This window comes from Stenotrophomonas sp. C-A, assembly GCF_054030835.1.
In genome coordinates this window covers 1,189,734-1,212,273 of record NZ_CM132916.1, presented here as the reverse complement: position 1 = coordinate 1,212,273, position 22,540 = coordinate 1,189,734, and the positions used below count along the sequence as shown (strand labels likewise).

Below are 22,540 nucleotides of genomic sequence, written 5' to 3'. Positions count from 1 at the left end.
CGGCTCCAGCAAAAAGCAGCCGAGCATGGGCTCGGCTCTACAGAAGGCGATGCCTGGTGCCGGAAAGCCGATGCACGATGACGCGAATTGTAATGTTGTTAAGAATTATTTACATTTGCGTCCTACGCAGTGACCGCGCCCCTCCCAGATGGACCTGATGTGCCCGAAGCCGCCGCCCCGGGTGCTGGACGACTGTTGCCGCCCTTCCCCGCTTCCAAGCCTCGAGCCCACCATGTCCCTGACCCTGCGTAACCGCCTGCCCCGCCGCGCGCTGCTGCCGGCTGCCCTGCTTTCGTCGCTGTCCCTGCTGGCCGCGCCCAGCGCGTTTGCTTCCGCCGATGGCGCCGCCGATGCCAAGACCCTGGACCGGGTCAGCGTGCGTGCCGAGCAGTCCGCTCCGCCATCCAGCACCACCCGCCTGCCGATCACCCTGCAGGAAACCCCGCAGTCGGCCACTGCGATCAGCCTGAAGCGCCTGCAGGACGAATCGCTGTTCAGCATCAACGACGTGATGCGCAACGTCACCGGCGTCAGCGTGTCCTTCTATGACACCCAGCGTCCGCTGTACTACGCACGCGGCTTCGCCATCACTGACTTCCAGGTCGACGGCATCCCGACCTACAGCGGTTCGACCAACCAGGAATACGACACCGCCTTCTACGACCGCATCGAAGTGATCCGCGGCGCCAACGGCCTGCTCAGTGGCGCCGGCGTGCCGTCGGCCACGGTCAACCTGCTGCGCAAGCGCCCGGGCAAGGAGTTCGATGCCTCGTTCGCGGTCAGCGCCGGCAGCTGGGACTATCGGCGCATGGAGGCGGACGTGACCGCGCCGCTGACCAATGACGGCCGTTTCCGCAGTCGCGTGGTCGCCGCCTATACCGATCGTGGCCTGTACTACGACCGCTACGACGAGAACAAGATGGCCGGCATGGCAGTGCTGGAAGGCGACGTCACCGACAGCACCACCATCACCCTCGGTTACCAGAGCCAGGACAACAACCCGACCGGCTCGACCTGGGGCACCGTGCCGTTCTTCGACAACCAGGGCAACTTCGCCCACCTGCCGCGTTCGACCAACCTGTCGCCGAAGTGGAGCTACTGGAAGCGCGAGAGCAACACCGCGTTCGCCAACCTTGAACAGCACTTCGGTGACAACTGGCTGTTGAAGATCAACACCGCCTACACCCGCGGCAACGTGCAGAACGTGCGCCTGTACGGCACCGGCAACCCGGACCCGGTGACCGGCTCGGGCATCTACCTGCGTGCCGCCGCCGGTGATTCCAAGGACACCCGCCGCAATGTCGATGCCTACCTGTCCGGCAGCTTCGACCTGTTCGGCCGCGAGCACGACCTCACCGTTGGCGCACAGTGGTCGGACCTGGAAGGCACCACCAACACCCTCGCACTGAACTACCCGACCGACTGGGCGCGCTGTGGCAGCGAGCGCTGCTACTACATCCCCAATGTGTACAGCTGGAACGGCGACATCTCCGAAGTGACCTACCGTCGCACCGGCGCACGCCGCGTGGCCAAGACCACGCAGAGTGGCGTCTACCTGGCCACCCGCCTGCGCCTGGCCGATCCGCTGTCGCTGATTGCCGGTGCGCGCCTGAGTCGCTGGGAAACCCTCAGCCGCTCGTACAATGCCGCAGGCGCCTACACCGGCACCAGCGGTGCGTACAAGGTGAGCGATGAAGTCACCCCCTACGTGGGCCTGGTCTACGACATCACGCCGAACGTGTCGGCCTATGCCAGCTACACCGAGATCTTCAACCCGCAGAACTTCAAGGACCGCAACGAGAACCTGCTGGCACCGGTGCAGGGCTCGAACCTGGAAGCAGGCATCAAGACCCAGTGGCTGGATGGCCGCCTGACCGCCAATGCCGCCGTGTTCGAGGCCAAGCAGGACAACTACGCGGTGCGCGACATGGGCGTGCCGGAGGGTTCGCTCAGCGATGGCACCTCCGCCTACGTCGGCGTCAACGGCACCAAGGCGCGCGGCTGGGAGATGGACGTCAACGGCGAGATCCTGCCGGGCTGGACGGTCAATGCCGGCTACACCCACGTCAAGGTCACCCGCGCGGCTACCGACCTGCTGTACGCCAATCCGCCGAAGGATCTGTTGCAGCTCAACACCCAGCTGCAGCTGCGCGGCGCCCTGGAACGCCTGAGCGTTGGCGGCGGCCTGCAGTGGCAGAGCAAGGTGCAGGGCTACAACATCGCCTACCCGCTGGGCGGCACGGTCACGGTGAACCAGCCGGCCTACATGCTGGTGCAGTTCAATGCCAACTACCGCATCAGCGACAGCTGGACCGCAACGCTGAGCGTGCGCAACGCACTGGACAAGACCTACTGGGCGAATCTGGACTACAACAACTACGGCGAACCGCGCTTCGTGTCGGCCAGCCTGCGCTGGAAGTTCTGAGCCACCCGCAAACCGGTGGGTGCCTGGTGGGTGCCGACCGTTGGTCGGCACGCCCTCCGCCACGACCCACCGTCGTGGCCTACCTGAATGGGCCCGCCTTCGCGCGGGCCCTTCTTTTTGCTGCACTGCAGGTTGCACCCCTCGTCGTAATTATGCCGTAATTACATCGACACCAATCGGAAGCCGGTCGATGAACCCGAGCTGGGATACGTTGGAACGCAGCCGCCAGGCCCGCCTGGAACGTGCCGCGCCGTGGGCCCGGGGACGCGAGGTCGCCGCCACCGATGTGGGCGAGCTGCTGCACGCACTGCTGGAGCCAGGCGACAAAGTCTGCCTGGAGGGCAACAACCAGAAGCAGGCCGACTTCCTCGCCCAGGCCCTGGCCGACCTCGACCCGGCACGGGTGCACGACCTGCACATGGTGCAGTCGGTGCTGTCGCTGCCCTCGCACCTGGATGTATTCGAGCGTGGTATCGCTTCGAAACTGGACTTCTCGTTCTCTGGCCCGCAGTCGGTGCGGTTGGCCAACCTGGTGGCTGAAGGGCGCATCCAGATCGGTGCCATCCACACCTACCTGGAACTGTTCGGCCGCTACTTCATCGACCTGACCCCGCGCGTGGCCCTGGTCGCCGCGCAGGCCGCAGACCGCCACGGCAACCTCTACACCGGCCCGAACACCGAAGACACGCCGGTGATCGTCGAAGCCACCGCCTTCGGTGGCGGCATCGTCATTGCCCAGGTCAACGAAATCGTCGACACCCTCCCCCGCGTCGACATTCCCGCTGACTGGGTCAACTTCGTGGTGCAGGCACCGAAGCCGAACCATATCGAACCGCTGTTCACCCGCGACCCGGCGCAGATCTCCGAGATCCAGGTGTTGATGGCGATGATGGCCATCAAGGGCATCTACGCCGAGTACGGCGTGAACCGCCTCAACCATGGCATCGGCTTCGATACGGCGGCCATCGAACTGCTGCTCCCCACCTACGCCGAATCGCTCGGCCTGAAGGGAAAGATCTGCCAGCACTGGGCACTGAACCCACACCCGGCACTGATTCCTGCCATTGAATCGGGCTTCGTGAAGTCAGTGCACTCGTTCGGTTCGGAACTGGGCATGGAGAAGTACATCGCCGCGCGAGGCGATGTGTTCTTCACCGGTGCCGATGGCTCGATGCGCTCGAATCGTGCGTTCTCGCAGACCGCCGGCCTGTATGCCTGCGACATGTTCATCGGTTCCACATTGCAGATCGACCTGCAGGGCAACAGCTCCACCGCCACCCGCGACCGCATCGCCGGCTTCGGTGGCGCACCAAACATGGGCTCGGATGCGCGCGGTCGCCGCCACGCCAGCGATGCCTGGATCAAGGCCGGCCAGCAGGCAGCACGCCCGGGCGAAATGCCGCGCGGGCGCAAGCTGGTGGTGCAGATGGTGGAAACCTTCCGCGAGCACATGGCGCCGGCCTTCGTCGAACGCCTCGATGCGTGGGAACTGGCCGAACGTGCGGACATGCCGCTGCCGCCGGTGATGATCTATGGCGACGACGTCAGCCATGTGCTGACCGAGGAAGGCATCGCCAACCTGCTGTTGTGCCGCACCCCTGAGGAGCGCGAACAGGCGATCCGTGGCGTGGCCGGCTATACCGCCGTGGGCATGGGCCGCGACCGCGCGATGGTGGAAAACCTGCGCGACCGCGGCGTGATCCGCCGTCCCGACGACCTGGGCATCTCTGTGCGCGATGCCAGCCGTGACCTGCTGGCGGCGCGTTCGGTGAAGGACCTGGTGCGCTGGTCCGGCGGACTGTACGACCCGCCCAAGCGCTTCCGCAACTGGTAAGGGGCTGAGCATGGAAACCCTCGACTATCGATTCGAAGGACACACTGCGGTGCAGTTTCCGCGCGATGCGGTGCTGGTCGGCGTGCTGGCCTCGGGCAACCTGGAAATCCTGCTGGAGCCGGCCGCACTGGACGGCGCGATGACGGTGCGCATCATTACCGCCGCGCAGGGCTTCGGCAACGTGTGGCAAGCGGTGATCAGCGACTTCGCACAGCGTCATCCGCTGCGCGATGTACGCATCTCGATCAACGATGCGGGTGCGACTCCAGCGGTGGTCAGCCTGCGACTGGACCAGGCCGTGGAAACCCTGCTTGCTGGAGATGCACGATGAACCGGACGCAGCGCCACAGTTACTACGAAGCCGATGCGCGCGAGCGCATCGCCGGGTTGATCGACGCGGGTTCGTTCCGCGAATTCCTCGGCCCGGCACGGCGGATGATGAGCCCGCATCTGGCACAGCTCGACCAGCCCGCGGCGTTCGACGACGGCATCGTTGTTGGCGAAGCCGCACTGCGCGGCCGACGCGTGCTGCTGGCCGCACAGCAGGGTGAATTCATGGGCGGCGGCGTGGGCGAAGTGCATGGCGCCAAGTTGACCGGGCTGCTGCGCCGTGCGGCGGCAACCCGCCCTGACGGGGTGCTGCTCCTGCTCGACACCGGCGGCGTGCGCCTGCACGAAGCCAATGCAGGGCTCATCGCCATTTCCGAGATCATGCGCGCCACCCTGGACGCGCGTGCAGCGGGCGTGCCGGTGATCGCGCTGATCGGCAGCGGCAACGGCGCCTTCGGCGGCATGGGCATCGTGGCCCGCTGCTGCAGCACGGTCATCATGTCCGAAGAGGGACGCCTGTCGCTGTCCGGGCCGGAAGTGATCGAGACAGTACGCGGTGTGGAAGAGTTTGATTCCCGCGATCGTGCGCTGGTCTGGCGTGTAACCGGTGGCAAGCACCGCTACCTGATCGACCAGGCGCAGGTGCTGGTTCCCGATGCCATCGAGGCGTTCGCGCAGGCGGCATTCGATGCGCTGCAGCCCGATACCTGCAGCACCGATTCAGATACTGCACTGGCCGCGCTGCAGGAACGTCATGTGGCATTGAAGGCGCGCGTGCAGGCCTGGAGCGATTGCCGCGATGGCCTGGAGATCTGGGCGCGGCTGGGCATTCCCCACCCCGAACGCCTGCCACTGCTCGACACCGATGAGTTCCTCATCGCCACCGCCGACCGGAGCCTGCCATGAGCATGCAACTGCAGAGCCTGCTCGATGCCCTGTTCCCGCAGGGGCATGCCATTGCGGTGAACGATTCGGTGCTGACCGGCAGCGCTACCACCGAGGACGGCGAGGTGACCGTGATCGGTACCGCCGACAAACTCGAAGTCGGCGTGGACCACGCACTGGCACTGGCCGGGACGGTGCTGGCCAGCACCCGCGCACATCCTCAGCGGCCGATTGTGATGCTGGTGGATACCGCCGGCCAGCGCCTGGCGCGGCGCGACGAACTGCTTGGCATCAATGGCTGTTTCGCGCATCTGGCACAGACGCTGGATCTCGCGCGTCGACGCGGCTCGCGGCTTGTAACGCTGGTCTATGGTGAATCCGTCAGTGGCGGCTTCCTCTCATTCGGCCTGATGGCCGACTACATCCACGCCCTGCCCGATGCACAGGTGCGGGTGATGGACCTGCGCGCGATGGCACGGGTGACCAAGCAGCCGCTGGAGAAACTGCAGTCGCTCAGCCAGACCTCACCGGTGTTCGCGCCGGGCGTGGAAAACTACGTAGCGATGGGTGCGGTGGACTCGATCTGGAACGGCAACCTGGCCGTCCACCTGCTGCAGGCACTGCGCACGCCCGCCGATGGCGACCGCCGCGCCGTGCGCGGAGCCGAACGTGGCGGGCGCATGCTGGCCGCACGCGTGGCTGCTGCCGTGAGCCAGGGCGATGCCTGAGCGGCTGCCCCGCCATACGCTGGTCTGGCTGTCAGCGCACGCCGGCTGGCAGGCGGACATTGCCGCGCATGAGTCGCGCTTGGCCGATTGGTTTGCGCAGGGCCGGCCGGCCATCGTCGCGCGACGTGCCGCCGATGATGCGGACCCGCGCCTGCGTCTGGGCGTGCCGCTACCGCCCGTCGAGGGCAAACTGCGCCTGGCCCTGCGCGTACCAGCACACGATGTGCTGCGCACCGCGCCGCCGCCGACACTTCAGACGGTGCTGGAAGGCGACGTTCCACAGGACTGGCAGCGGCCCCTTGAAGTGCTGCAGAACATCGCTGGGGCGCGCGTAATCGGTGCCTTCGCGTGGCAGCACCTCACTGGCCTGCGCTATGTGCACGCGCGCTCGGACGTCGATCTGCTGTGGCCGATCGACACCACCGCGCAGGCCGATGCCCTGGCTGCACGGCTACAGGCATGGGAAGCCGAACACGACCGGCGGGTCGATGGCGAGCTGTGCCTGGGCGGCGACGCCGCCGTGAACTGGCGCGAGTACGCCGGACGCAGCCGCGAGGTACTGGTCAAGCGCCTCGATGGTGCCGCTCTGGAACTGCGCGAGGCGTTGTTCGCCTCCACCGGGGTGAGCGCATGAACGCCGTCGTGCAACCTGCACTCAGGCCAGTCGCTGCCGTGAACAGCGCGCGACTGGGGCGCCTCGCCATCGCCAGCCTGCACGCGGAGCTGGCACTGGCGCCCAAGCCCGGGCTGGTCACACCCTTCGACACCGGCAGCCATCGCGACATGGACGCCGGCACGTTCCTGCGAAGTCTGTTCGCGCTGCGCCACTACTTCATCGCCGTGGCCGACGCCGGTGCCAGCGCGGCGCCGTTCCAGACACTGCGGGCGCATGGCATCGCCGCTGAGATATCGATGCTGCACGCCACCGCGGGCATCAACACCCATCGCGGTGCGATCTTCAGCCTTGGGCTGCTGGTGGCCGCGTCCGCTGTCTGCCAGGGCCGCGCGGGCCATGCCATCGCAGCCGAACAGGTCTGCCAGGAAGTGCGCCGTTGGGCTGCCGAGCTCGCCGGCGCACCTCTGGATGCGAACAGCCCTGGCCAGCGCGCGCGCGCGCGGCACGGCGTGCAAGGTGTGCGCGAACAAGCGGCCACCGGCTACCCGCTGCTGCGCGACGTGGCACTGCCTACCCTGCGCCACGCACTGGCCAGCGGCCTGCCACGCGAGGCCGCGATGTGCCAGACCCTGATGCAGCTGATCGCGTGCGTGGATGACCTCAACCTGCTGCACCGTGGCGGCGCCGACGGCCTGCGCTGGTCCCAGCGGCAGGCGCGCCGTTTTCTGCAGGGCGGCGGTACCTTCGTACCCGGCTGGCAGGCACGCCTGCACGGCATCGGTGAGCGCTTCGTCGCACGCCGCCTGAGCCCTGGTGGCAGTGCTGATCTGCTTGCCTGCAGCTGGTTCCTGCTGCAGCAGGAGGGCGTATGAGCCTTGCCCTGCTCTGCCCCGGGCAAGGCGCGCAGCACGCCGCGATGTTCGAGCACGTGCGCGATCTGCCTGCCGCGCGCAACGTACTGGAGGCTGCCAGCGCAGTGCTTGGACGCGATGTGTTCGCGGCGGCCGCTGACGAATCGCGCTTCGGCAATGCACTCGCGCAGCCCCTGCTGTGTGCAGCCAGCCTCGCGCACTGGCAGGGACTTCGCGAAGCGGTGCAAGCACCGGTGCTGGTGGCCGGCTACAGCATCGGTGAACTGGCCGCGCATGCGATCGCCGGCAGCGTTGATGCCGCCACCTGCCTGGCTCTCGCCGCTCGGCGCGCGTGGTTGATGGACAGCGCCAGCCCCGCCGACGCAGGTCTGCAGGCGGTGCTTGGCCTGGAACGCCACGTACTGCAGCCGCTGTGCGATCTGCACGGTGCGTACGTGGCCATCGCCAACGGGCACGACCATTTCATCGTGGGCGGCACGCACGCCTCGCTGCAGGGCCTGGCCGATGCAGCGCGTGCACGCGGTGCAGGCATCCGGCCGCTGCCGGTGCACGTTCCGGCGCACACACCGCTGCTGGCAGCGGCGGTCGCACCGTTCGCTGCGGCCCTCGATGCCTCCGCGCTACAGGCCCCGCGCCTGCCGCTGCTGGCCGGCATCGATGCGCGTCCGGTGCGGGATCGCACAACGGCGGTCCACACGCTGTCGTTGCAGCTGGCGCAGACCATCGAGTGGGCGCAGGTGATGCGCCAGGCCTTCGAGCGCGGCGCGCGGGTATTCCTGCAGCTGGGCCCGGGCAACGCGTTGGCGCGCATGGTCGCGCCGGCCTATCCGTGCTGCGAAGTGCGCGCGGTGGAAGAGTTCCAGAGCCTTGAAGGCGCCGCGGCCTGGGTCCGCAGCGCGCTGGAACGGCTGCAGTAACGGGTTCGAGCAGTACGTATCACGCAACACGCAGTACGTCGCCTTACCCCGGGATGGCGGGTCTCCATCCGCGCTGTACGTGAGTCACGTGTCTGGGAGGGCGCATGAGTCCACAAATCGCAACGATCATCGGTCTGGTGATCATGTTCATCGTCGCCACGGCGATGCCGATCAACATGGGCGCCGTCGCCTTCGCGCTGGCCTTCATCATCGGTGGGCTGTGGGTCGACATGGGCGGCAAGGAGGTCCTGGCCGGCTTTCCCGGCGATCTGTTCCTGACCCTGGTCGGCATCACCTACCTGTTCGCCATCGCGCAGAAGAACGGCACCATCGACCTGCTGGTGCACTGGGCGGTGAAAGCGGTACGCGGCCATATCGTGGCCATTCCGTGGGTGATGTTCGTCATCACCGCGGTCCTCACCGCCTTCGGCGCACTCGGCCCCGCCGCGGTGGCGATCATCGGGCCGGTCGCGCTGCGCTTTGCCAAGCAATACAACATCAACCCGCTGATGATGGGCCTGCTGGTCATCCACGGTGCGCAGGCCGGCGGCTTCTCGCCCATCAGCGTGTACGGCAGCATCACCAACGGCGTGGTGCAGAAGGCCGGGCTTGAAGTGACCGAGATGGCGGTGTTCCTGACCAGCCTGGGCTTCAACTTCATGATGGCGACGATCTGCTTCTTCGCCTTCGGTGGCATCGCCCTGCTGCGTCGCGGCTCGATCACCGCAGCAGGAACGATCGGCACTGCCGAACTGGCGATGGCCGGTGGCCCGCAGGCGTCGTCGCGCCAGTTCGCGATCGAAGGCCATGGCGCGCTGGTCGCGGCAGGCGGCGGCACGCTCAGCAATGATCCGGCGGCATTGGATGCGGTGAGCCTGACCCGCGAGCGGTTGTTCACCCTGATCGGCCTGCTCGGCCTGGGCGTTGCCGCGTTGATCTACAACCTCAACGTCGGCCTGGTCTCGATCACCGTGGCGGTGGCGCTGGCGCTGTTGTCGCCACAAAGCCAGAAGGGTGCGGTCGATGGCATCAGCTGGTCCACCGTGCTGCTGATCTGCGGCGTGGTGACCTACATCGGCGTGCTGGAACATGCCGGCGCGGTGGACTTCATCGGCAATGGTGTGTCCGACATCGGCATCCCGCTGCTCGGTGCACTGCTGGTCTGCTATGTCGGTGGCATCGTCTCTGCATTCGCTTCGTCGGCCGCAGTGCTGGGCGCCACGATTCCGCTGGCGGTGCCGTTCCTGATGCAGGGCCACCTCAGCGCCGCCGGCGTGATCTGCGCGCTGGCGGTGTCGTCCACCATCGTCGATGTCAGCCCGTTCTCCACCAATGGCGCACTGGTGGTGGCCTCGGCCGCGAAGGAAGAGCGCGAGACCCTGTTCCGCCGCTTCCTGGTGTACAGCGGTCTGGTGGTCGCGCTGGGGCCGCTGCTGGCCTGGCTGGTGTTCGTGGTGCCGGGCTGGATGTAACCGTCGAACGGTCGTGCCGGCCACTGGTCGGCACGACCTGGCGTTACACTCTGCGCATGGCTATTGCCCCTGCCCCGCGGTCACCGAAGAAGCGCGCACCTCTGTACGAAGAGGTGGCCGAACACGTGCGCGAACGCATCTATGACTATCGCCTGCCGCCGGGCGAGTGGATCGACGAGCCCGCGCTGTGCGAAGAACTGGGCATCAGCCGCACGCCGCTGCGCGAGGCGCTGAAGCTGCTTGCTGCCGAAGGCCTGGTGCAGATCGATGCGGGTCGTGGCAGCAGGGTCACGCGACTGACGCTGGAAGACCTCAACCAGCTGTTTCCGGTGATGGCTATGCTGGAAGGCCGCTGCGCGCACGAGGCGGTGAAGCACATCGACGATGCCGGTGTGCAGCAGCTGGAAGACCTGCATGCAGCAATGGAGACGGCAGCGGCCGAAGGCAACATCGCCGAGTACTACCGCAACAACTACCTCATTCACGAGACCGTGCAACATTACGCCGGCAACCCGTGGCTGATCCGGATCACCCACGACCTGCACCGCATCCTGAAGATGCACCGTGGCCGCCAGCTGCTGACTCCGGGCCGTACCGCGCAGTCGCTGGCCGAGCACCGCGAACTGATGGAGTGTTTCCGCAGGCGCGATGCCGCCGCCGCCGAACGCACCATGGAGCGCCACCTGCTCAGCCAGGGCCAGGCGCTGGCCGCCTATGTCGCGGCAGGCGGGTTGTTGAATGTGCCGGCGCCGCTGCCGACCGAAGGCGGCGGCTGAGCGGGCCGTCGTCGCTTTTGTAGAGTCGAGCCATGCTGGACTGCTTTTCGACCAGGCACCGCGGCGTTGGAGCGAAGTGCAGTCGAGCATGGCTCGACTCTACAGAGACCTCAATCGCTGCAGCTGCCACCACCACCGTCACTGCTGCCGCCGTCGCTTCCACAGTCGGAGCTGCTGTGGTTGTGCTGGCTGTAGTTGTCGCCGGAATACCCGCCCGAGTAATCGTAGGCACCGCCGAGACCGTTGTCCCCCCGGCTTCCCGAGCCATCGGCCGTGGCCACCGCCATGCACAGTATTGCGCCCACCAGCGGCAGCAGCCAGATCAGCAGCAACTGCACCGTCCGGCCGCCCGCCGACAGGCCATCACGCCTGACGATCACCACGGTAGCCACCACGTTCAGGCTCAGCACCAGCAGGACCAGCAGAAGGGCAACGATCAGCATGCGGCGACTCCGTGCCTGGACTGGGGGCATTATGGCCCGCCGCGCCGGCATTGGCCCTGCCTGTCATGAAGATGGGACAATGTAGGGCGCGCCGGTCTGTCTCCGGGCCGCCGGCGCCCCCCGCACCACACGGAAGAAGAAGAACAACAACATGCTGAAAGTCATTTTCGATACCGACCCGGGCGTCGACGACGCCCTGGCCCTGCTGTACCTGCACAAGCACGCCCAGATCGACCTGATCGGCGTCACCACCACCTTCGGCAATGCCTCGGTGGAGTCGACCACGCACAATGCGCTGTACCTGAAGCAGGCCTGGGGCTTTGCCGCCCCGGTCGCGCGCGGTGCCGGTGGCCCGCTGCAGCCGGAAGCCACCCCGGAAGCCTGGCCGGTGCACATCCACGGCCACAACGGCCTGGGCAACCACCCGGTGCCGGCCGAACTGGACGTGACCGCCGACGCGCGCCCCGCCCACCAGCTGATCATCGACCTGGTCCGCGCCCATCCGGGCGAGGTGACCCTGGTCGCCGTGGGCCGCATGACCAACCTGGCCCTGGCCCTGCAGCAGGCCCCGGACATCGCCGGCCTGGTGCGCGGCGTGGTGCTGATGGGCGGCGCCTTCCATGTCAACGGCAACATCACCCCAGCCGCCGAGGCCAACATCTGGGGCGATGCCGAAGCAGCCGATGTGGTGTTCACCACCGATTGGCCGGTCACCGCGATCGGCCTGGACGTGACCACCCGCGTGGAAATGGACCGTGACGGCCTGGATAAGCTGGCCGCCCTCGGCGGTGCCGACGCCGAGCTGGTCCGTGCACTGTCACAGGACTACGTGGACTTCTACCTGCAGGCCGGCCACAAGGGCATGGTCGTGCACGACTGCTGCGCCTGCATCGCGCTGACCCGTCCGGAGCTGTTCCAGTTCGAGCGTGCCAGCGTGCGCGTGGCCACCGACGGCGTTGCCCGTGGCATGACCATTCCGAAGCCGGAAGGCATGGGCTTCGGCCCCAGCGTGTGGGATGACCACGTGTTGCAGTCCGTCGCCATCGGCGTGGATGCGGCCGCGGTACTGGCCGACATCGAGCAGACCCTGAAGGTCTGATCGGCTAGCGTCTGGCCCTGCCCGGGACCGTCTCGGGCAGGGTCCACAGCACCGGCAGCACCAGTACCGCCACCAGCGCGATCATCGCGCCCGGTGCCGCCGCCCAGCCGCTGCGTTCCACCCACCATTGCGCCAGCCAAGGCGTCGCGCCGCCGAACACCGCGGTGGCCATGGTCACACCCAGTGCCAACCCGCTGACCCGGCCTTCGCCCGGGAACTGCTCGGCCGTGGCCGGGGCCGCGACCGCACTGACACCACCGGCCACGCAGGCCAGCAGCACCGCCGCCAGCGCGATGCCCAGCGGCGGCGCCTGTGCCATCCAGGCGAACAGGGACAGCGGCAGCAGCGCCGCCAGCAACGTCAGGCCCAGCAACATCGGCCGGCGCCCCACACGGTCGGACAACGCACCGCACAGCGGGGTGATCGCAATCACCGCCACCGCCGCAATCGTCGACAACCACAGCGCGTCGCCTTCGTCGTGGCCCTGCGCATGCAGGAACGCCGGCACGTAGGTGATGCCCACATAGTAGGTGATCGAGCCCAGCGCCGAGATCGCGAAGGTGCGCGCCACTGCTGCGGGATGGTGGCGCAACACATGCCGCAGCGGCGTGGCGGGAATGCTGCCCTCGCGCCGCTGACGCTCGAACTCCGGCGACTCGTGCATGCCCGAGCGTGCAACCAGGATCACCAGTGCCAGCGCGGCACCGAAGAAGAACGGAATGCGCCAGCCCCAGCTGTCCAGCTGCGCGGTGGGCAGCAGCGCGACAGTGAGCGCGGAAATCGCCACCGCCAGCAGCGCCCCCACTTCACTGGCTGCCGACGCCAGCGAGGTCACCAGGCCTCGTCGCCGCACGGGTGCGCTTTCCAGCAGGTACGCCACCACGCCGGTGTATTCACCGCCGACCGAAAACGCCATCACGCAGCGCAGTACCAGCAGCAGCACGCCTGCTGTAGTACCTGCCGTGGCCGCTGTCGGCAGCAGGGCAGTGGCCAGCATTGCCGCTGCCATCAACGCCATCGAAGCCAGCAGCATCCAGCGCCGGCCTAGCCGATCGCCCAGATGGCCAAAACACAGCGCGCCCAGCGGGCGCATCAGGTAGGACACCGCAAAGCCGGCCAGCGTGACCAGCAGCGCCTGCTCGCCACCACCGAAGAACACCCGCGACAGCACCGTGGCGAAGTACAGGTACAGGGTGAAGTCGTACCACTCCACTACCGTGGACAGGCCGGCCACCCACATCGAGCGCTGCCGCGCTACCGTCATTGCGTGTTCGCCTTCAACAGCCTCGATCCCGATTGTGCAGGTTCCAGGGAGGGTGGCATGTCCGGGGTGAAACGCGGGTCAGTACCTGGCCTACATGGCGCGGAACGCACCGAGATAGCGTCGGCTGACCGGCAACACCTCATCGCGACCGCGCAGGTGCAGCTGGGCGGTCTCGTTGTCGCCGCGCACCAGCAGCTTCACCGCGTGCCGGTTGACCACCGCCGAGCGGTGCACCTGCACGAAGCTGTCCGGGTCGAGCTGCTGCACCAGGTCCTTCAGCGGAAGCGCGATCACGGCCTCGCCCGGGCGGCCATCGTCCTCGCGCCAACCGACCTGCGTGTACTTGCTGTCGGCGCGCAGGAAGTCCACGGCGCTGCAGGGAATCACCCGCAGCACGTTGCCGACCTGCGCATGCAGCCAACGCAGCGGCGTCGGCGCCGGCAGCGACAGGCGCTCGGCCAGCTGCTGCAGCTGCCGTTGCAGGTCCTGCAACGGCGGTGGCTGCTGGAGGCGCTGCTGCAGCCGCTGCACCGTATCGTGCAGGCGCTGCGCGTCCACCGGCTTGACCAGGTAATCCAGCGCGCCCTGTGCGAACGCCTGCACCGCATAGGCATCATAGGCCGTGACGAACACCACCTGCGCACGCCGCGCGACGCGCGCGGCGACATCGATACCGGACAGGCCCGGCATGTGGATGTCGAGGAAACAGACCTGCGGCCGCAGGGTCTCGAACGCCTGGAGCGCTTCGCGGCCGTTGCGCGCCTGCGCCACCACCTGCAGCTGCGGCCACGCCTGCGCCAGCTGCGCTGCCAGCGCCTGCCGCAGCAGCGGTTCGTCATCGGCAATGAGCGCGGTGGCGATCACGCCACACACTCCCGGGCCGGGAGCCGAAGACGCGCGATCGCACCGCGTTGCGGACCCGCCTGCAACTGCAGCGAAGCGGCATCGCCATACAACAGCTGCAGCCGCTGGCGCAGCGCCTGCAGGCCCGTGCCAAGACCCGGCGCGGCATCGGCCAGGCCCAGGCCGTCGTCACTCACACTCACTTCATAGCGGGCATCTTCGCGCCAGGCCCGTACCACCACCTCGCCACCGTCTTCGCAGGGGTCAATGCCATGGCGGATCGCATTCTCCACTAGGGTCAGCACGGACAAGCCCGGGCACGCCAGCGCCAGCGCCTCCTCTGCGATCTCCAGCCGGAAGCGCAGCCGATCCGGCATGCGCATGTGCATCAGTTCCAGGTAGGCAGCCACCAGCGCGATCTCTTCCTCCATCCGTACCATCGGCTGCTGCAGGCGCGGCACGCTGCCACGCAGGTAGGCCACCAGATGGCGCATCACCACCGATGCCTGCGGAGATCCGCTGTCCACCAGCGCCTGCAGGTTGGCCAGGGTGTTGAACAGGAAATGGGGGGCGACCTGGCGTTGCAGCAACTGCACGCGTGCCTCCAGCGCCTGTCGCTCCAGTTCGCTGCGCTCGAGCGCGAAAGCCAGCGCCTGGTGCCGGGCCAGCGCATCCTTGTGCCGCACCAGCGCGGCGAGCGCCACCCATGGCGCCACCAGCAGGCCAACCACGGTGAGGGTCAGGAAGCCGGTCCAGCGATCGGGGTCCTGCCAGAACGGCGGTGCTGCCGCGTCGGTGCCTGCCAGATAGATTGCCAGCGTCCCCAGCGGAATCACCGCCGCCACTGCGAGGATCTGCAGTACCCAGCGCGACAGCCAACCCGGCAATGACCGCGGCCAGCGCTCCAGCGCGGTGAACACCAGCATCGCCGCCACGCCCAGCGCCAGCGCGCGCGGCAGTACCGACCACCACGGATGCCAGTCGATGACCAGCAGCGCACCGAGCGCCAGCGAGATGCCTGCACACCACAGGGTCCGGTGCAGCAGCGAAACCGGCGGTGGCGGCAGTACGTCGGACATGACAGGCAGCATAGCGCTTCGCCACTGCGGCACGTCAGCCGGCCGCGAGCGGCGGCCACCACATCAACGCCGCCGCTGCCAGGCTGCCGGCCAGGGTCGCCAGCGCCGCAACCAGCAGCGTCGCGCAGGCCAGCCAGGCACGAAGGCCCCCCGCCTGCCGCTGGGCGCGCAGGTACAGTTCCAGCACCGCCAGGGGCAGCAGGGTCTGCGCGAAGGCCAAAGCGGTCAGCGCCGGCCCAGTGAACGTATCCGCATCGAAGCCGGCCGGGCCCTGGTTGAGCAGCAGCCACAGCATCAGGCCGATGCGGAAGAACCACACCCCGCCCACCGCCAGGAACAGGCGCAGTGCCCAGACGCGGTGCTCGGTGATGCGTCGCTGTCGCGCGTGCCACCACGCTGCTGCCGCAAACCACAGGATCAATACGGCGTTGAGCGAGGTACCGAGGTGCTGGGCAGTGTCACCGGCGGCACCACCGCGTATCCACACCATCGCCAGGCCGCCCAGCGCCAGCAACGCGGCAGCCGCCATGTAGAACCGGCCATTCCAGCGGTGTACGGCCGGCGCCCAGCGCCGCAACGCAGGCCACAGCTGCAGCCAACCACCCAGCACGATGCCGGCCGCGAGCAGCAGGTGCATCGCCAGCACTGCATTGAAGGCCGTCGCACCGGCCGCATAGCCATGTGGCATCACCTCGTTCCAGCGCTGCGGCTGGCCGGCCAGCGTGCTGCTTCCGTAGAACCCCACGATGTAGATGGCAAACAGCAGCTGGCCAAGCGCGGCAGCGCCCAGCCAGGCAAGGGCTCCGATCCGCAACAGGCGCTGGTGGCGCCGCAGGGGATCCCCGTTGGCGCGCGCCGGGCGACCTTCGGTGATGGCAAGGGCAGGCAGGGACATGGCACGGCTTCCTTCGGGGAGGGCGCCATTGTTCGCCCCCGCCACGCCCATGGAAGTGCTGACCACGATCAATGACGGCCTGCGCCGACGGGAGACGCGCGGCGGCGACCGCTGGCGTACTGGAATCCTTGGCTACGGAGTGCCCGCTGCCTGCATGTATTGCGTCTCATGCCCGGTGAAGCGCTCACCGTCAAAGCCGAAGCAGAAGCGCCCTTGTTCGAACACGCGGTAGACCAGCAGCGCACCATCCAGGCAGAACTGCTGCTGGTCGACGCCCGTTTCGAGGGTTCCGTAGCGGATGGCGTCTCCCCCCTTCTCCGCCGGACCGGTAAACGCATCGACCGGCAATGGCGTGACGCGACCCGTGCGGGTGTCGACCAGCACCACCGAGCGCTGGAAAAACTCGGGGCGATCATCGACCTGGACCAGCAGGTAGTGCTGGTTGAAGTTGGGCTTCTCGTTCCTGAGCGCTTCCTCGACGCGCACCACGTGCTGCGCATCGCAGAAATCGACCGGGCTGTAGCGATAGCTGCACCCGTCGTGGTCGTAGGGCAGGTTCATGCCGGAATAGCTCACGCCTGCCTGGTTGTCCAGGTCGTCTCCCGGTTCCGGCGTGCTGCACAGCAGCCACGAGCGCTGTGCATCCTCGGGATCGGCCATCAATTTCGGCTCGCGTCCCGCCTCGTAGGCCGGACCGCCCGGGAAATCCTGCCCGAACTGATGGCGGACAATCGAGCGTGCCCTCTCCAGCGGCAGGCCGATCTTCGCACCACGGAATGAAACGAACGTCATCGTCGGCAGGATCACCTCCTCCACCGGCAATCCTTTCCATTGCCCCTGCACGCAGAACGTGGCGATCTCGTTCTCCTCGTCCTCCTTGCAAGGCTTCGGCGCGTTCGCAGCCAACCAGGGATGAGCCGGACGCCCAGTCTGCTGATCGATGTACCAGCCGTCCAGCGCGCAGGTTGGCAGGACATCGAGTAGCGGAGAGAGGTCTGTTGCCGTGGCCGGGGCGGCAAGCGGTGTGCCCTTTGGGGGGGCCCCGGCCGGCGCATCCGGTGTGCGCTGGCATGCCGCCAGCACGAGTAGACCTGCCAGCAGCGCGACGTGGCGCGGATGCCGGATTGAATGATGCGTTCCCTGCATTGCGTGTTCCCTGGTTTCAGAACCCGGTGCAGATGATCGCCGATCCGGGGCCGGCTGGGATGCTGGCTGCGGCACGATCTCCACGCATGGCGTGGAGCTACCGGTTGTGCCGGCTTCCCGCCCGGTACGCTGCGTAGGCACCGAGGATCTTCTGCAGCCGCGCGCGCTGCTTCGTTCCCATGGATACCCGCTGCACGCGCTTCAACAGCGTCTTCCACATGTATCCGGAACGGAAAAAATAGGGTCGCACTTCAAGGAAGGTCAGCGCGACATCCAGCGTATTCGGGTCGTGCTCGGCCAGCCGTGTCAACGCGTTGGCATAGCCTCCCGGAAACGCCAGCTGCTCGTAGTGCTGGTGGAACTCGGCACAGGCCGCAGCGTGCCGTTCCCGTTCTTCCGGCCCACGCCAGCGTGCACCTGCGGTATCGCGGATCACCTGGCGGAGCCGGTTGATCTCGTCGGCATTGGCGCGGATAAGGCGCTCCATCGGTGCGCGGGAATGGGCCATGGGTCTTTCCAGCTCTGACCCCATCTCCGGTCAAGGCGCGCGGCGCAGCGTCACCAGGGTGATCTCCGACGGCACGCCAATGCGCGCGGGGAATCCGGCCCACAAGCCAGCGCCATTGCTCACGTACAGGGTCATCCCGTCCACCTCGTAGCGGCCGGAAACATAGCCGCCATTGGCCCGCTTCACCAGCTGGTCCATGCCGATGATCTGCCCGCCGTGGGTATGCCCGGACAACTGCAGCTTCACACCGCGCGCAGCGGCCTCACGTGCATTGCGCGGGCGATGGTCGAGCAGGATCACCGGCGCGGAGGGATCGGCACCGGCCAATGCGGCGTCCAGATCCGGCAGCGGCAGGCCATAGCGTGTAGCCACCGGGTCGGTGACACCGGCGATGGTCAGCGCCGCATCGCCGCGCCGCACCTGCAGGTGACTGTTCTCCAGCACCTGCATGTGCAGCGCGCGGAACGCCTGCATCCAGTCCTGGTACTGAGCGTAGTACTCGTGGTTGCCGGTGATGGCGATGACGCCATCCGGCGCCTGCAGATCGGCCAACGGTCGCGCGTCGTCGCGACGGGCCTCGACACTGCCGTCGATCAGGTCGCCAGTGATCACGATCAGGTCCGGTTTCAACGCGTTGCTCTGGTCCACCACCCTGCGCACCCAGTTACCGGTCAGCAGGCGGCTGGCGTGGATGTCGGTCAGCTGCAGCACGCGATAGCCGTCGAATGCGGCCGGCAGATCTTTGATCGCCACGTCGATCTGCCGGGGCTTGGGTACGGCCATGCCCTGGCTGACGCCGTAGCCACTGACCAGCAAGGCCAGCATGCCGGCCGCCGGTCGCAGACTCCGCGTACGCAATGCGGCTACCGCACGTGGCCAGCGCAGCAGGCGGGAAGCGACCAGGCCCACATCAAGCGCCAGCATCAGCAACGCCAGCAGCAACACCGCCGTGGAGCCGGTGGCCAGCGTGGCGATGGCCAGTTTCGGAATCTCGGGCGAGGCCATCGTGCCCCAGAAGGTGGCGACGATGCGCAGCTGCACGCCCACGCCCACCAGCAGCAGCGACAGCACGACCTTCAACCCGATGGGCATTCGCAGTGGCCAGAACAGGCGCCAGGCCACATACAGGCCCATCAACAAACCGATCGTACTCAGCACTGCAACCATCCGGGAAGGAAAGCGGGCACGCAATGGTGACGGCTGCGGGCCGTATTGTGTAGAGCCGAGCCCATGCTCGGCTGCTCAGGAAGCAGTCGAGCATGGCTCGACGCTACAGAACCCCAATCGCGCAGGGCTCGACGCTACAGATGGCCGAGGCGTTCAATCCGCAGGCGGGCAATGCGACGCTTCTCCATCGCCAGTACGGTAATGCGTACATCCGCAATCTCCACTGCGTCACCGATGTCCGGCAGGCGTCCCAACTGCTCCAGCACCAGGCCGGAGATGGTCATGTAGTCGGCACTGCGCGGCAGCGATACGCCAGCCAGGCGCTGCAGATCGTCCAAGGTCAGCGCGCCATCGGCCTCCCAGCAATCTTCACCCAGCGCGACCACGCCATAGCGCTCGTCCTGGGTGTCGACCAGGTCACCGGCAATGGCCGCCAACAGGTCGTTGGCGGTCACCAGGCCTTCCACGCTGCCGTACTCGTCCACCGCCACCGCCAACGGCACCGGGTGCTGGCGGATCAGTTCCAGCGCCTGCAGCGCACTGGCGCTGGACAGCACGTACTGCGGCTCACGCAGGTTGCCTTCCAGCTGCAGCGGCTTGCCCTGCAGCAGGTCGGCCAGCAGGTCGCGGCTCTGCACCACGCCTCGCAGGCTGTCCAGGTCGCCGTCGCCGACCAGCAGGCGGGTGTGCGGCGATGCCACCAGGCGTGCCACCACGTCGTCCTGTCCACGCGCCAGGTCGATCCACTGCACGTCGGCGCGCACAGTCATCACGCTCGACACCGGGCGATCCGCCAGCCCCAGCACGCTGCGGATCATCTCGTGCTCGGCCGGCTGCAGGCGCTCTTCGGCATCGACGTGTTCGTCAGCACTTTCGTCGTCGTGGCCATTGGTCGGGCGCGCGCCCAGCATGCGCAGCACCGCATCCGCAGTACGTTGGCGGAACGGCTGGCGGCGCTCGTTGCGCTCGCGGTTGAAACGTACCCACTGGTTGAATGCCTCGACCAGGATCGAGAAAGCGATGGCCGCGTACAGGTAGCCCTTCGGGATCTTGTAGCCCAGGCCCTCGGCCACCAGGCTGAAACCGATCATCAGCAGGAAGCCCAGGCACAGCACCACCACCGTGGGATGCTTGTTGACGAAGCGGGTCAGCGGCTTGCTGGCCACCAGCATCAATGCCATCGCGATGGTCACCGCGGCGTACATCACGCCCAGGTTGTCGACCATGCCGACCGCAGTGATCACCGAGTCCAGCGAGAACACCGCGTCGAGTACCACGATCTGTGCCACGACCATCGCGAAGCTGGCGTAGACCTTCTTGCCATCCTCGTGGTGCTCGCGGCCTTCCAGCCGTTCGTGCAGCTCCATGGTGCCCTTGAACAGCAGGAACAGGCCGCCACCCAGCAGGATCAGGTCGCGTCCGGAGAAACTGTGGTCGAACAGCGTCAACAGCGGCTCGGTCAGCTTCATGATCCAGGCCAGCGCGGCCAGCAGCACCAGCCGCATCAGCAGGGCCAGCGCCAGGCCGATCACCCGCGCGCGGTCACGCTGGTGCGGCGGAAGCTTGTCGGCAAGGATCGCGATGAACACCAGGTTGTCGATGCCGAGAACGATCTCCAGCACGACCAGGGTTGCAAGGCCCATCCATATCGAGGGGTCAGCCAACCATTCCATTTCAGGTCCGTTTCGTCAGTAGGGAGGGAAAAAGGGAAAGCACTCAGTCAGCGTCCTGCGCCTGCGTCGGGTCATGCCCGAGCAGATCACCGGGCGTGCACTGCAGCTCACGGCAGATCGCATCCAGGGTGGAAAAGCGGATGGCACGCGCCTTGCCGGTTTTCAGGATCGACAGGTTGGCCAGGGTGATGTCGATGCGCCCGGCCAGCTCGGACAGGGTCATGCCCCGTTCCTGCAGCATGCGGTCCAGGGTGATGACAATCGCCATCAGATGACACCATCGAGGTCATCGCGCATCGCTGCGCCCACGGCGAACACGCGCGCCAGCACGAACAGCATCAGCACCGCCACCAGGCCGGTGATCGACATGCCGCCGCCCACCTCCATCCAGGTGAAGTCGGGCCCCATCCAGGCCGCGTAAGCGCCGATCAGGATCGACAGCAGCTCCATCGCCAGCATCAGCCAGGCCATGCGTTGCAGGCGCTGCGCGTTGGCGTGGGTGAACGGCCGCTCGCGCGCCGCCGACTTCAGCAGCCGCAGCAGATGGCGCAGGAACAGCAGGCACAGCACCAGCAGCGCGACGATCGCGCCCAGGCCGAGGCAGAAGTGCAGGAACAGGTCGTTGCCGTGTGCGGCAACAGCACCGGCATCATGGACGCTGTCGAGTAGCCAGCGGCGGTCATGGGCGACCAGCGGCACGGCCAGCAGTGCGGCCAGGATGCCCAGCCAGCACATCGCCCGGACGGCCTGTACGGCGGACTGGGCCAGGGTGAACAGACCTCGCGCGGAACTGGCGCGGGCGGGACGAGCGGTCAAGCGGCCTCCGGCATTGGGGTGGCCTCGCCGCCCCGGGGTGGATTTATCGATAAACGATATACCACACGCCGCGTGAAAGGCTGAATCGCGGGCGTGGCCCCTGTCAGGGCCCAGGCGCGCCCTGCTCCAGCATCGCTTCGCCCGGGGCCGCCGAGGCCATCGCCTGCACGCCTGCATCGGCCGCCTGCCGCGTGACCAGGCGGAAGCGCACCTGCAGCTTGCCCTGCCCCGGCGTGGCCCAGCCGTACTGGATGGCCACCTGATCGGCCGACAGTGGCCCACGCCCTGGCAGCGATCGCACCTGCAACGGCTTGGGTGCGGCCTGCACCAACCGGGCGAATCCCTTCTGCACGACCGCCGCGTCGGCCTTTTCGGCGTAGACCGTACACGTGCCATCGTCAGCCCAGCTCACCGCATAGCGGCCACTGGCCAGAGGCACCATCCAGGCCACGCCCGATTGCCCCTGCAACAGCGTCGCGGCTTCGGCGGGCTGCAGCGGCGACAGCCCATTGGATTCCATCAGCGACTGCAACCGCGCCGGGGCACCGATGTGCTGCATGCAGGCGGTGTCGAACAGCTCGCTGAAGGGATCCTGCGCCGGGGCCTTGGCCTTGGGAGTACGCGCGGGTTGCGCCACCGCCAGAGTGGGCAGCAGAGCCAAAGCCAGCCAGAACGCAGGACGCATCGGGATTCCACGCTACGGAAAACAGCAGGGAGGATGGCAAAGCCCGGGCGTGCCGCGCAATGGGTCA

The 22,540-nt window shown here is 67.3% G+C and carries 23 protein-coding genes; 11 read left to right on the top strand and 12 right to left on the bottom strand.

Annotated elements, in window-relative coordinates:
* Nucleotides 1-232: 232 nt before the first annotated feature.
* From ACW5IY_RS05715 to ACW5IY_RS05670, 10 genes are all read left to right on the top strand, one after another.
* Entirely contained in the window at nt 233-2,425 is a 2,193-nt protein-coding gene (locus tag ACW5IY_RS05715) for a TonB-dependent siderophore receptor (protein WP_049434579.1), read from the top strand.
* 190 nt (nt 2,426-2,615) lie between these two features.
* The gene (mdcA, locus tag ACW5IY_RS05710; RefSeq protein ID WP_049434577.1) at nt 2,616-4,259 is read left to right on the top strand and encodes a malonate decarboxylase subunit alpha; all 1,644 of its coding nucleotides are present in this window, start codon (nt 2,616-2,618) and stop codon (nt 4,257-4,259) included.
* A gap of 10 nt (nt 4,260-4,269) precedes the next feature.
* Nucleotides 4,270-4,590, top strand: coding sequence for a malonate decarboxylase acyl carrier protein (gene mdcC, locus ACW5IY_RS05705; protein WP_049434575.1), 321 nt, complete (start codon nt 4,270-4,272; stop codon nt 4,588-4,590).
* Nucleotides 4,587-5,495 (top strand): biotin-independent malonate decarboxylase subunit beta, encoded by a 909-nt coding sequence (locus ACW5IY_RS05700; protein ID WP_049434573.1) that lies wholly within the window; start codon nt 4,587-4,589, stop codon nt 5,493-5,495. Before mdcC ends, ACW5IY_RS05700 begins: the two co-directional genes overlap by 4 nt.
* A 2-nt stretch (nt 5,496-5,497) precedes the next feature.
* Nucleotides 5,498-6,202, top strand: coding sequence for a biotin-independent malonate decarboxylase subunit gamma (gene mdcE, locus ACW5IY_RS05695; RefSeq protein ID WP_049434681.1), 705 nt, complete (start codon nt 5,498-5,500; stop codon nt 6,200-6,202).
* Nucleotides 6,195-6,836, top strand: a complete 642-nt coding sequence (mdcG, locus tag ACW5IY_RS05690; RefSeq protein WP_049434571.1) for a malonate decarboxylase holo-[acyl-carrier-protein] synthase — start codon at nt 6,195-6,197, stop codon at nt 6,834-6,836. Before mdcE ends, mdcG begins: the two co-directional genes overlap by 8 nt.
* Nucleotides 6,833-7,690, top strand: coding sequence for a triphosphoribosyl-dephospho-CoA synthase MdcB (gene mdcB, locus ACW5IY_RS05685; protein WP_049434569.1), 858 nt, complete (start codon nt 6,833-6,835; stop codon nt 7,688-7,690). The genes mdcG and mdcB overlap by 4 nt, the downstream gene beginning before the upstream one ends.
* Complete coding sequence (gene mdcH, locus ACW5IY_RS05680; RefSeq protein WP_049434568.1) at nt 7,687-8,607, top strand: malonate decarboxylase subunit epsilon; 921 nt, start codon at nt 7,687-7,689, stop codon at nt 8,605-8,607. Before mdcB ends, mdcH begins: the two co-directional genes overlap by 4 nt.
* A 104-nt stretch (nt 8,608-8,711) precedes the next feature.
* Entirely contained in the window at nt 8,712-10,079 is a 1,368-nt protein-coding gene (locus ACW5IY_RS05675; protein WP_049434566.1) for an SLC13 family permease, read from the top strand.
* Between the two features lie 56 nt (nt 10,080-10,135).
* On the top strand, nt 10,136-10,855 hold the full coding sequence (locus ACW5IY_RS05670; protein WP_019336976.1) for a GntR family transcriptional regulator: 720 nt from the start codon (nt 10,136-10,138) through the stop codon (nt 10,853-10,855).
* 110 nt (nt 10,856-10,965) lie between these two features.
* On the opposite strand, the gene ACW5IY_RS05665 is transcribed toward ACW5IY_RS05670, so the two are convergent.
* Nucleotides 10,966-11,298 carry a hypothetical protein gene (locus ACW5IY_RS05665; protein ID WP_049434564.1) on the bottom strand — a complete coding sequence of 111 codons (333 nt, stop codon included), beginning with the start codon at nt 11,296-11,298 and terminating at the stop codon, nt 10,966-10,968.
* A gap of 151 nt (nt 11,299-11,449) precedes the next feature.
* On the opposite strand from ACW5IY_RS05665, the gene ACW5IY_RS05660 reads away from it, so the two are divergent.
* Nucleotides 11,450-12,397: a nucleoside hydrolase gene (locus ACW5IY_RS05660; RefSeq protein WP_049434562.1), complete on the top strand. Its 948-nt coding sequence runs from the start codon at nt 11,450-11,452 to the stop codon at nt 12,395-12,397.
* A 4-nt stretch (nt 12,398-12,401) separates the two neighbouring features.
* Here the strand turns inward: ACW5IY_RS05660 and ACW5IY_RS05655 are convergent, their stop codons facing one another.
* From ACW5IY_RS05655 to ACW5IY_RS05605, 11 genes are all read right to left on the bottom strand, one after another.
* Nucleotides 12,402-13,661, bottom strand: coding sequence for an MFS transporter (locus ACW5IY_RS05655; RefSeq protein ID WP_049434560.1), 1,260 nt, complete (start codon nt 13,659-13,661; stop codon nt 12,402-12,404).
* Nucleotides 13,662-13,751: 90 nt separating this feature from the next.
* On the bottom strand, nt 13,752-14,525 hold the full coding sequence (locus tag ACW5IY_RS05650; RefSeq protein ID WP_049434558.1) for a LytR/AlgR family response regulator transcription factor: 774 nt from the start codon (nt 14,523-14,525) through the stop codon (nt 13,752-13,754).
* Entirely contained in the window at nt 14,522-15,583 is a 1,062-nt protein-coding gene (locus tag ACW5IY_RS05645; RefSeq protein ID WP_239682904.1) for a sensor histidine kinase, read from the bottom strand. The genes ACW5IY_RS05650 and ACW5IY_RS05645 overlap by 4 nt, the downstream gene beginning before the upstream one ends.
* A gap of 34 nt (nt 15,584-15,617) precedes the next feature.
* Nucleotides 15,618-16,478, bottom strand: a complete 861-nt coding sequence (locus ACW5IY_RS05640; protein ID WP_053091865.1) for a DUF2306 domain-containing protein — start codon at nt 16,476-16,478, stop codon at nt 15,618-15,620.
* Nucleotides 16,479-16,610: 132 nt separating this feature from the next.
* Nucleotides 16,611-17,624: a hypothetical protein gene (locus ACW5IY_RS05635; RefSeq protein WP_049434554.1), complete on the bottom strand. Its 1,014-nt coding sequence runs from the start codon at nt 17,622-17,624 to the stop codon at nt 16,611-16,613.
* 97 nt (nt 17,625-17,721) lie between these two features.
* The gene (locus ACW5IY_RS05630; protein ID WP_049434553.1) at nt 17,722-18,132 is read right to left on the bottom strand and encodes a hypothetical protein; all 411 of its coding nucleotides are present in this window, start codon (nt 18,130-18,132) and stop codon (nt 17,722-17,724) included.
* Between the two features lie 30 nt (nt 18,133-18,162).
* Nucleotides 18,163-19,299: a metallophosphoesterase gene (locus ACW5IY_RS05625; protein WP_049434552.1), complete on the bottom strand. Its 1,137-nt coding sequence runs from the start codon at nt 19,297-19,299 to the stop codon at nt 18,163-18,165.
* A 134-nt stretch (nt 19,300-19,433) separates the two neighbouring features.
* Complete coding sequence (locus ACW5IY_RS05620) at nt 19,434-20,972, bottom strand: TerC family protein (RefSeq protein WP_049434551.1); 1,539 nt, start codon at nt 20,970-20,972, stop codon at nt 19,434-19,436.
* 43 nt (nt 20,973-21,015) lie between these two features.
* Entirely contained in the window at nt 21,016-21,240 is a 225-nt protein-coding gene (locus ACW5IY_RS05615) for a helix-turn-helix domain-containing protein (protein WP_010483459.1), read from the bottom strand.
* Nucleotides 21,240-21,707, bottom strand: coding sequence for a DUF2975 domain-containing protein (locus ACW5IY_RS05610; protein ID WP_010483460.1), 468 nt, complete (start codon nt 21,705-21,707; stop codon nt 21,240-21,242). The genes ACW5IY_RS05615 and ACW5IY_RS05610 overlap by 1 nt, the downstream gene beginning before the upstream one ends.
* A gap of 184 nt (nt 21,708-21,891) precedes the next feature.
* On the bottom strand, nt 21,892-22,473 hold the full coding sequence (locus tag ACW5IY_RS05605) for an NMCC_0638 family (lipo)protein (RefSeq protein WP_049434550.1): 582 nt from the start codon (nt 22,471-22,473) through the stop codon (nt 21,892-21,894).
* Nucleotides 22,474-22,540 lie beyond the last annotated feature (67 nt).

Coding starts and splice junctions, on each gene's coding strand:
- ACW5IY_RS05655 (WP_049434560.1), bottom strand. CDS start 13,661: ATGACGGTAGCGCGGCAGCGCTCGATGTGGGTGGCCGGCCTGTCCACG.
- mdcB (WP_049434569.1), top strand. CDS start 6,833: ATGAACGCCGTCGTGCAACCTGCACTCAGGCCAGTCGCTGCCGTGAAC.
- ACW5IY_RS05625 (WP_049434552.1), bottom strand. CDS start 19,299: ATGGTTGCAGTGCTGAGTACGATCGGTTTGTTGATGGGCCTGTATGTG.
- ACW5IY_RS05700 (WP_049434573.1), top strand. CDS start 4,587: ATGAACCGGACGCAGCGCCACAGTTACTACGAAGCCGATGCGCGCGAG.
- ACW5IY_RS05615 (WP_010483459.1), bottom strand. CDS start 21,240: ATGGCGATTGTCATCACCCTGGACCGCATGCTGCAGGAACGGGGCATG.
- ACW5IY_RS05630 (WP_049434553.1), bottom strand. CDS start 18,132: ATGGCCCATTCCCGCGCACCGATGGAGCGCCTTATCCGCGCCAATGCC.
- ACW5IY_RS05610 (WP_010483460.1), bottom strand. CDS start 21,707: ATGTGCTGGCTGGGCATCCTGGCCGCACTGCTGGCCGTGCCGCTGGTC.
- mdcC (WP_049434575.1), top strand. CDS start 4,270: ATGGAAACCCTCGACTATCGATTCGAAGGACACACTGCGGTGCAGTTT.
- ACW5IY_RS05645 (WP_239682904.1), bottom strand. CDS start 15,583: ATGTCCGACGTACTGCCGCCACCGCCGGTTTCGCTGCTGCACCGGACC.
- ACW5IY_RS05675 (WP_049434566.1), top strand. CDS start 8,712: ATGAGTCCACAAATCGCAACGATCATCGGTCTGGTGATCATGTTCATC.
- ACW5IY_RS05635 (WP_049434554.1), bottom strand. CDS start 17,624: ATGCAGGGAACGCATCATTCAATCCGGCATCCGCGCCACGTCGCGCTG.
- mdcE (WP_049434681.1), top strand. CDS start 5,498: ATGCAACTGCAGAGCCTGCTCGATGCCCTGTTCCCGCAGGGGCATGCC.
- mdcH (WP_049434568.1), top strand. CDS start 7,687: ATGAGCCTTGCCCTGCTCTGCCCCGGGCAAGGCGCGCAGCACGCCGCG.
- ACW5IY_RS05605 (WP_049434550.1), bottom strand. CDS start 22,473: ATGCGTCCTGCGTTCTGGCTGGCTTTGGCTCTGCTGCCCACTCTGGCG.
- ACW5IY_RS05670 (WP_019336976.1), top strand. CDS start 10,136: ATGGCTATTGCCCCTGCCCCGCGGTCACCGAAGAAGCGCGCACCTCTG.
- ACW5IY_RS05660 (WP_049434562.1), top strand. CDS start 11,450: ATGCTGAAAGTCATTTTCGATACCGACCCGGGCGTCGACGACGCCCTG.
- ACW5IY_RS05620 (WP_049434551.1), bottom strand. CDS start 20,972: ATGGAATGGTTGGCTGACCCCTCGATATGGATGGGCCTTGCAACCCTG.
- mdcG (WP_049434571.1), top strand. CDS start 6,195: ATGCCTGAGCGGCTGCCCCGCCATACGCTGGTCTGGCTGTCAGCGCAC.
- mdcA (WP_049434577.1), top strand. CDS start 2,616: ATGAACCCGAGCTGGGATACGTTGGAACGCAGCCGCCAGGCCCGCCTG.
- ACW5IY_RS05640 (WP_053091865.1), bottom strand. CDS start 16,478: ATGTCCCTGCCTGCCCTTGCCATCACCGAAGGTCGCCCGGCGCGCGCC.
- ACW5IY_RS05715 (WP_049434579.1), top strand. CDS start 233: ATGTCCCTGACCCTGCGTAACCGCCTGCCCCGCCGCGCGCTGCTGCCG.
- ACW5IY_RS05665 (WP_049434564.1), bottom strand. CDS start 11,298: ATGCTGATCGTTGCCCTTCTGCTGGTCCTGCTGGTGCTGAGCCTGAAC.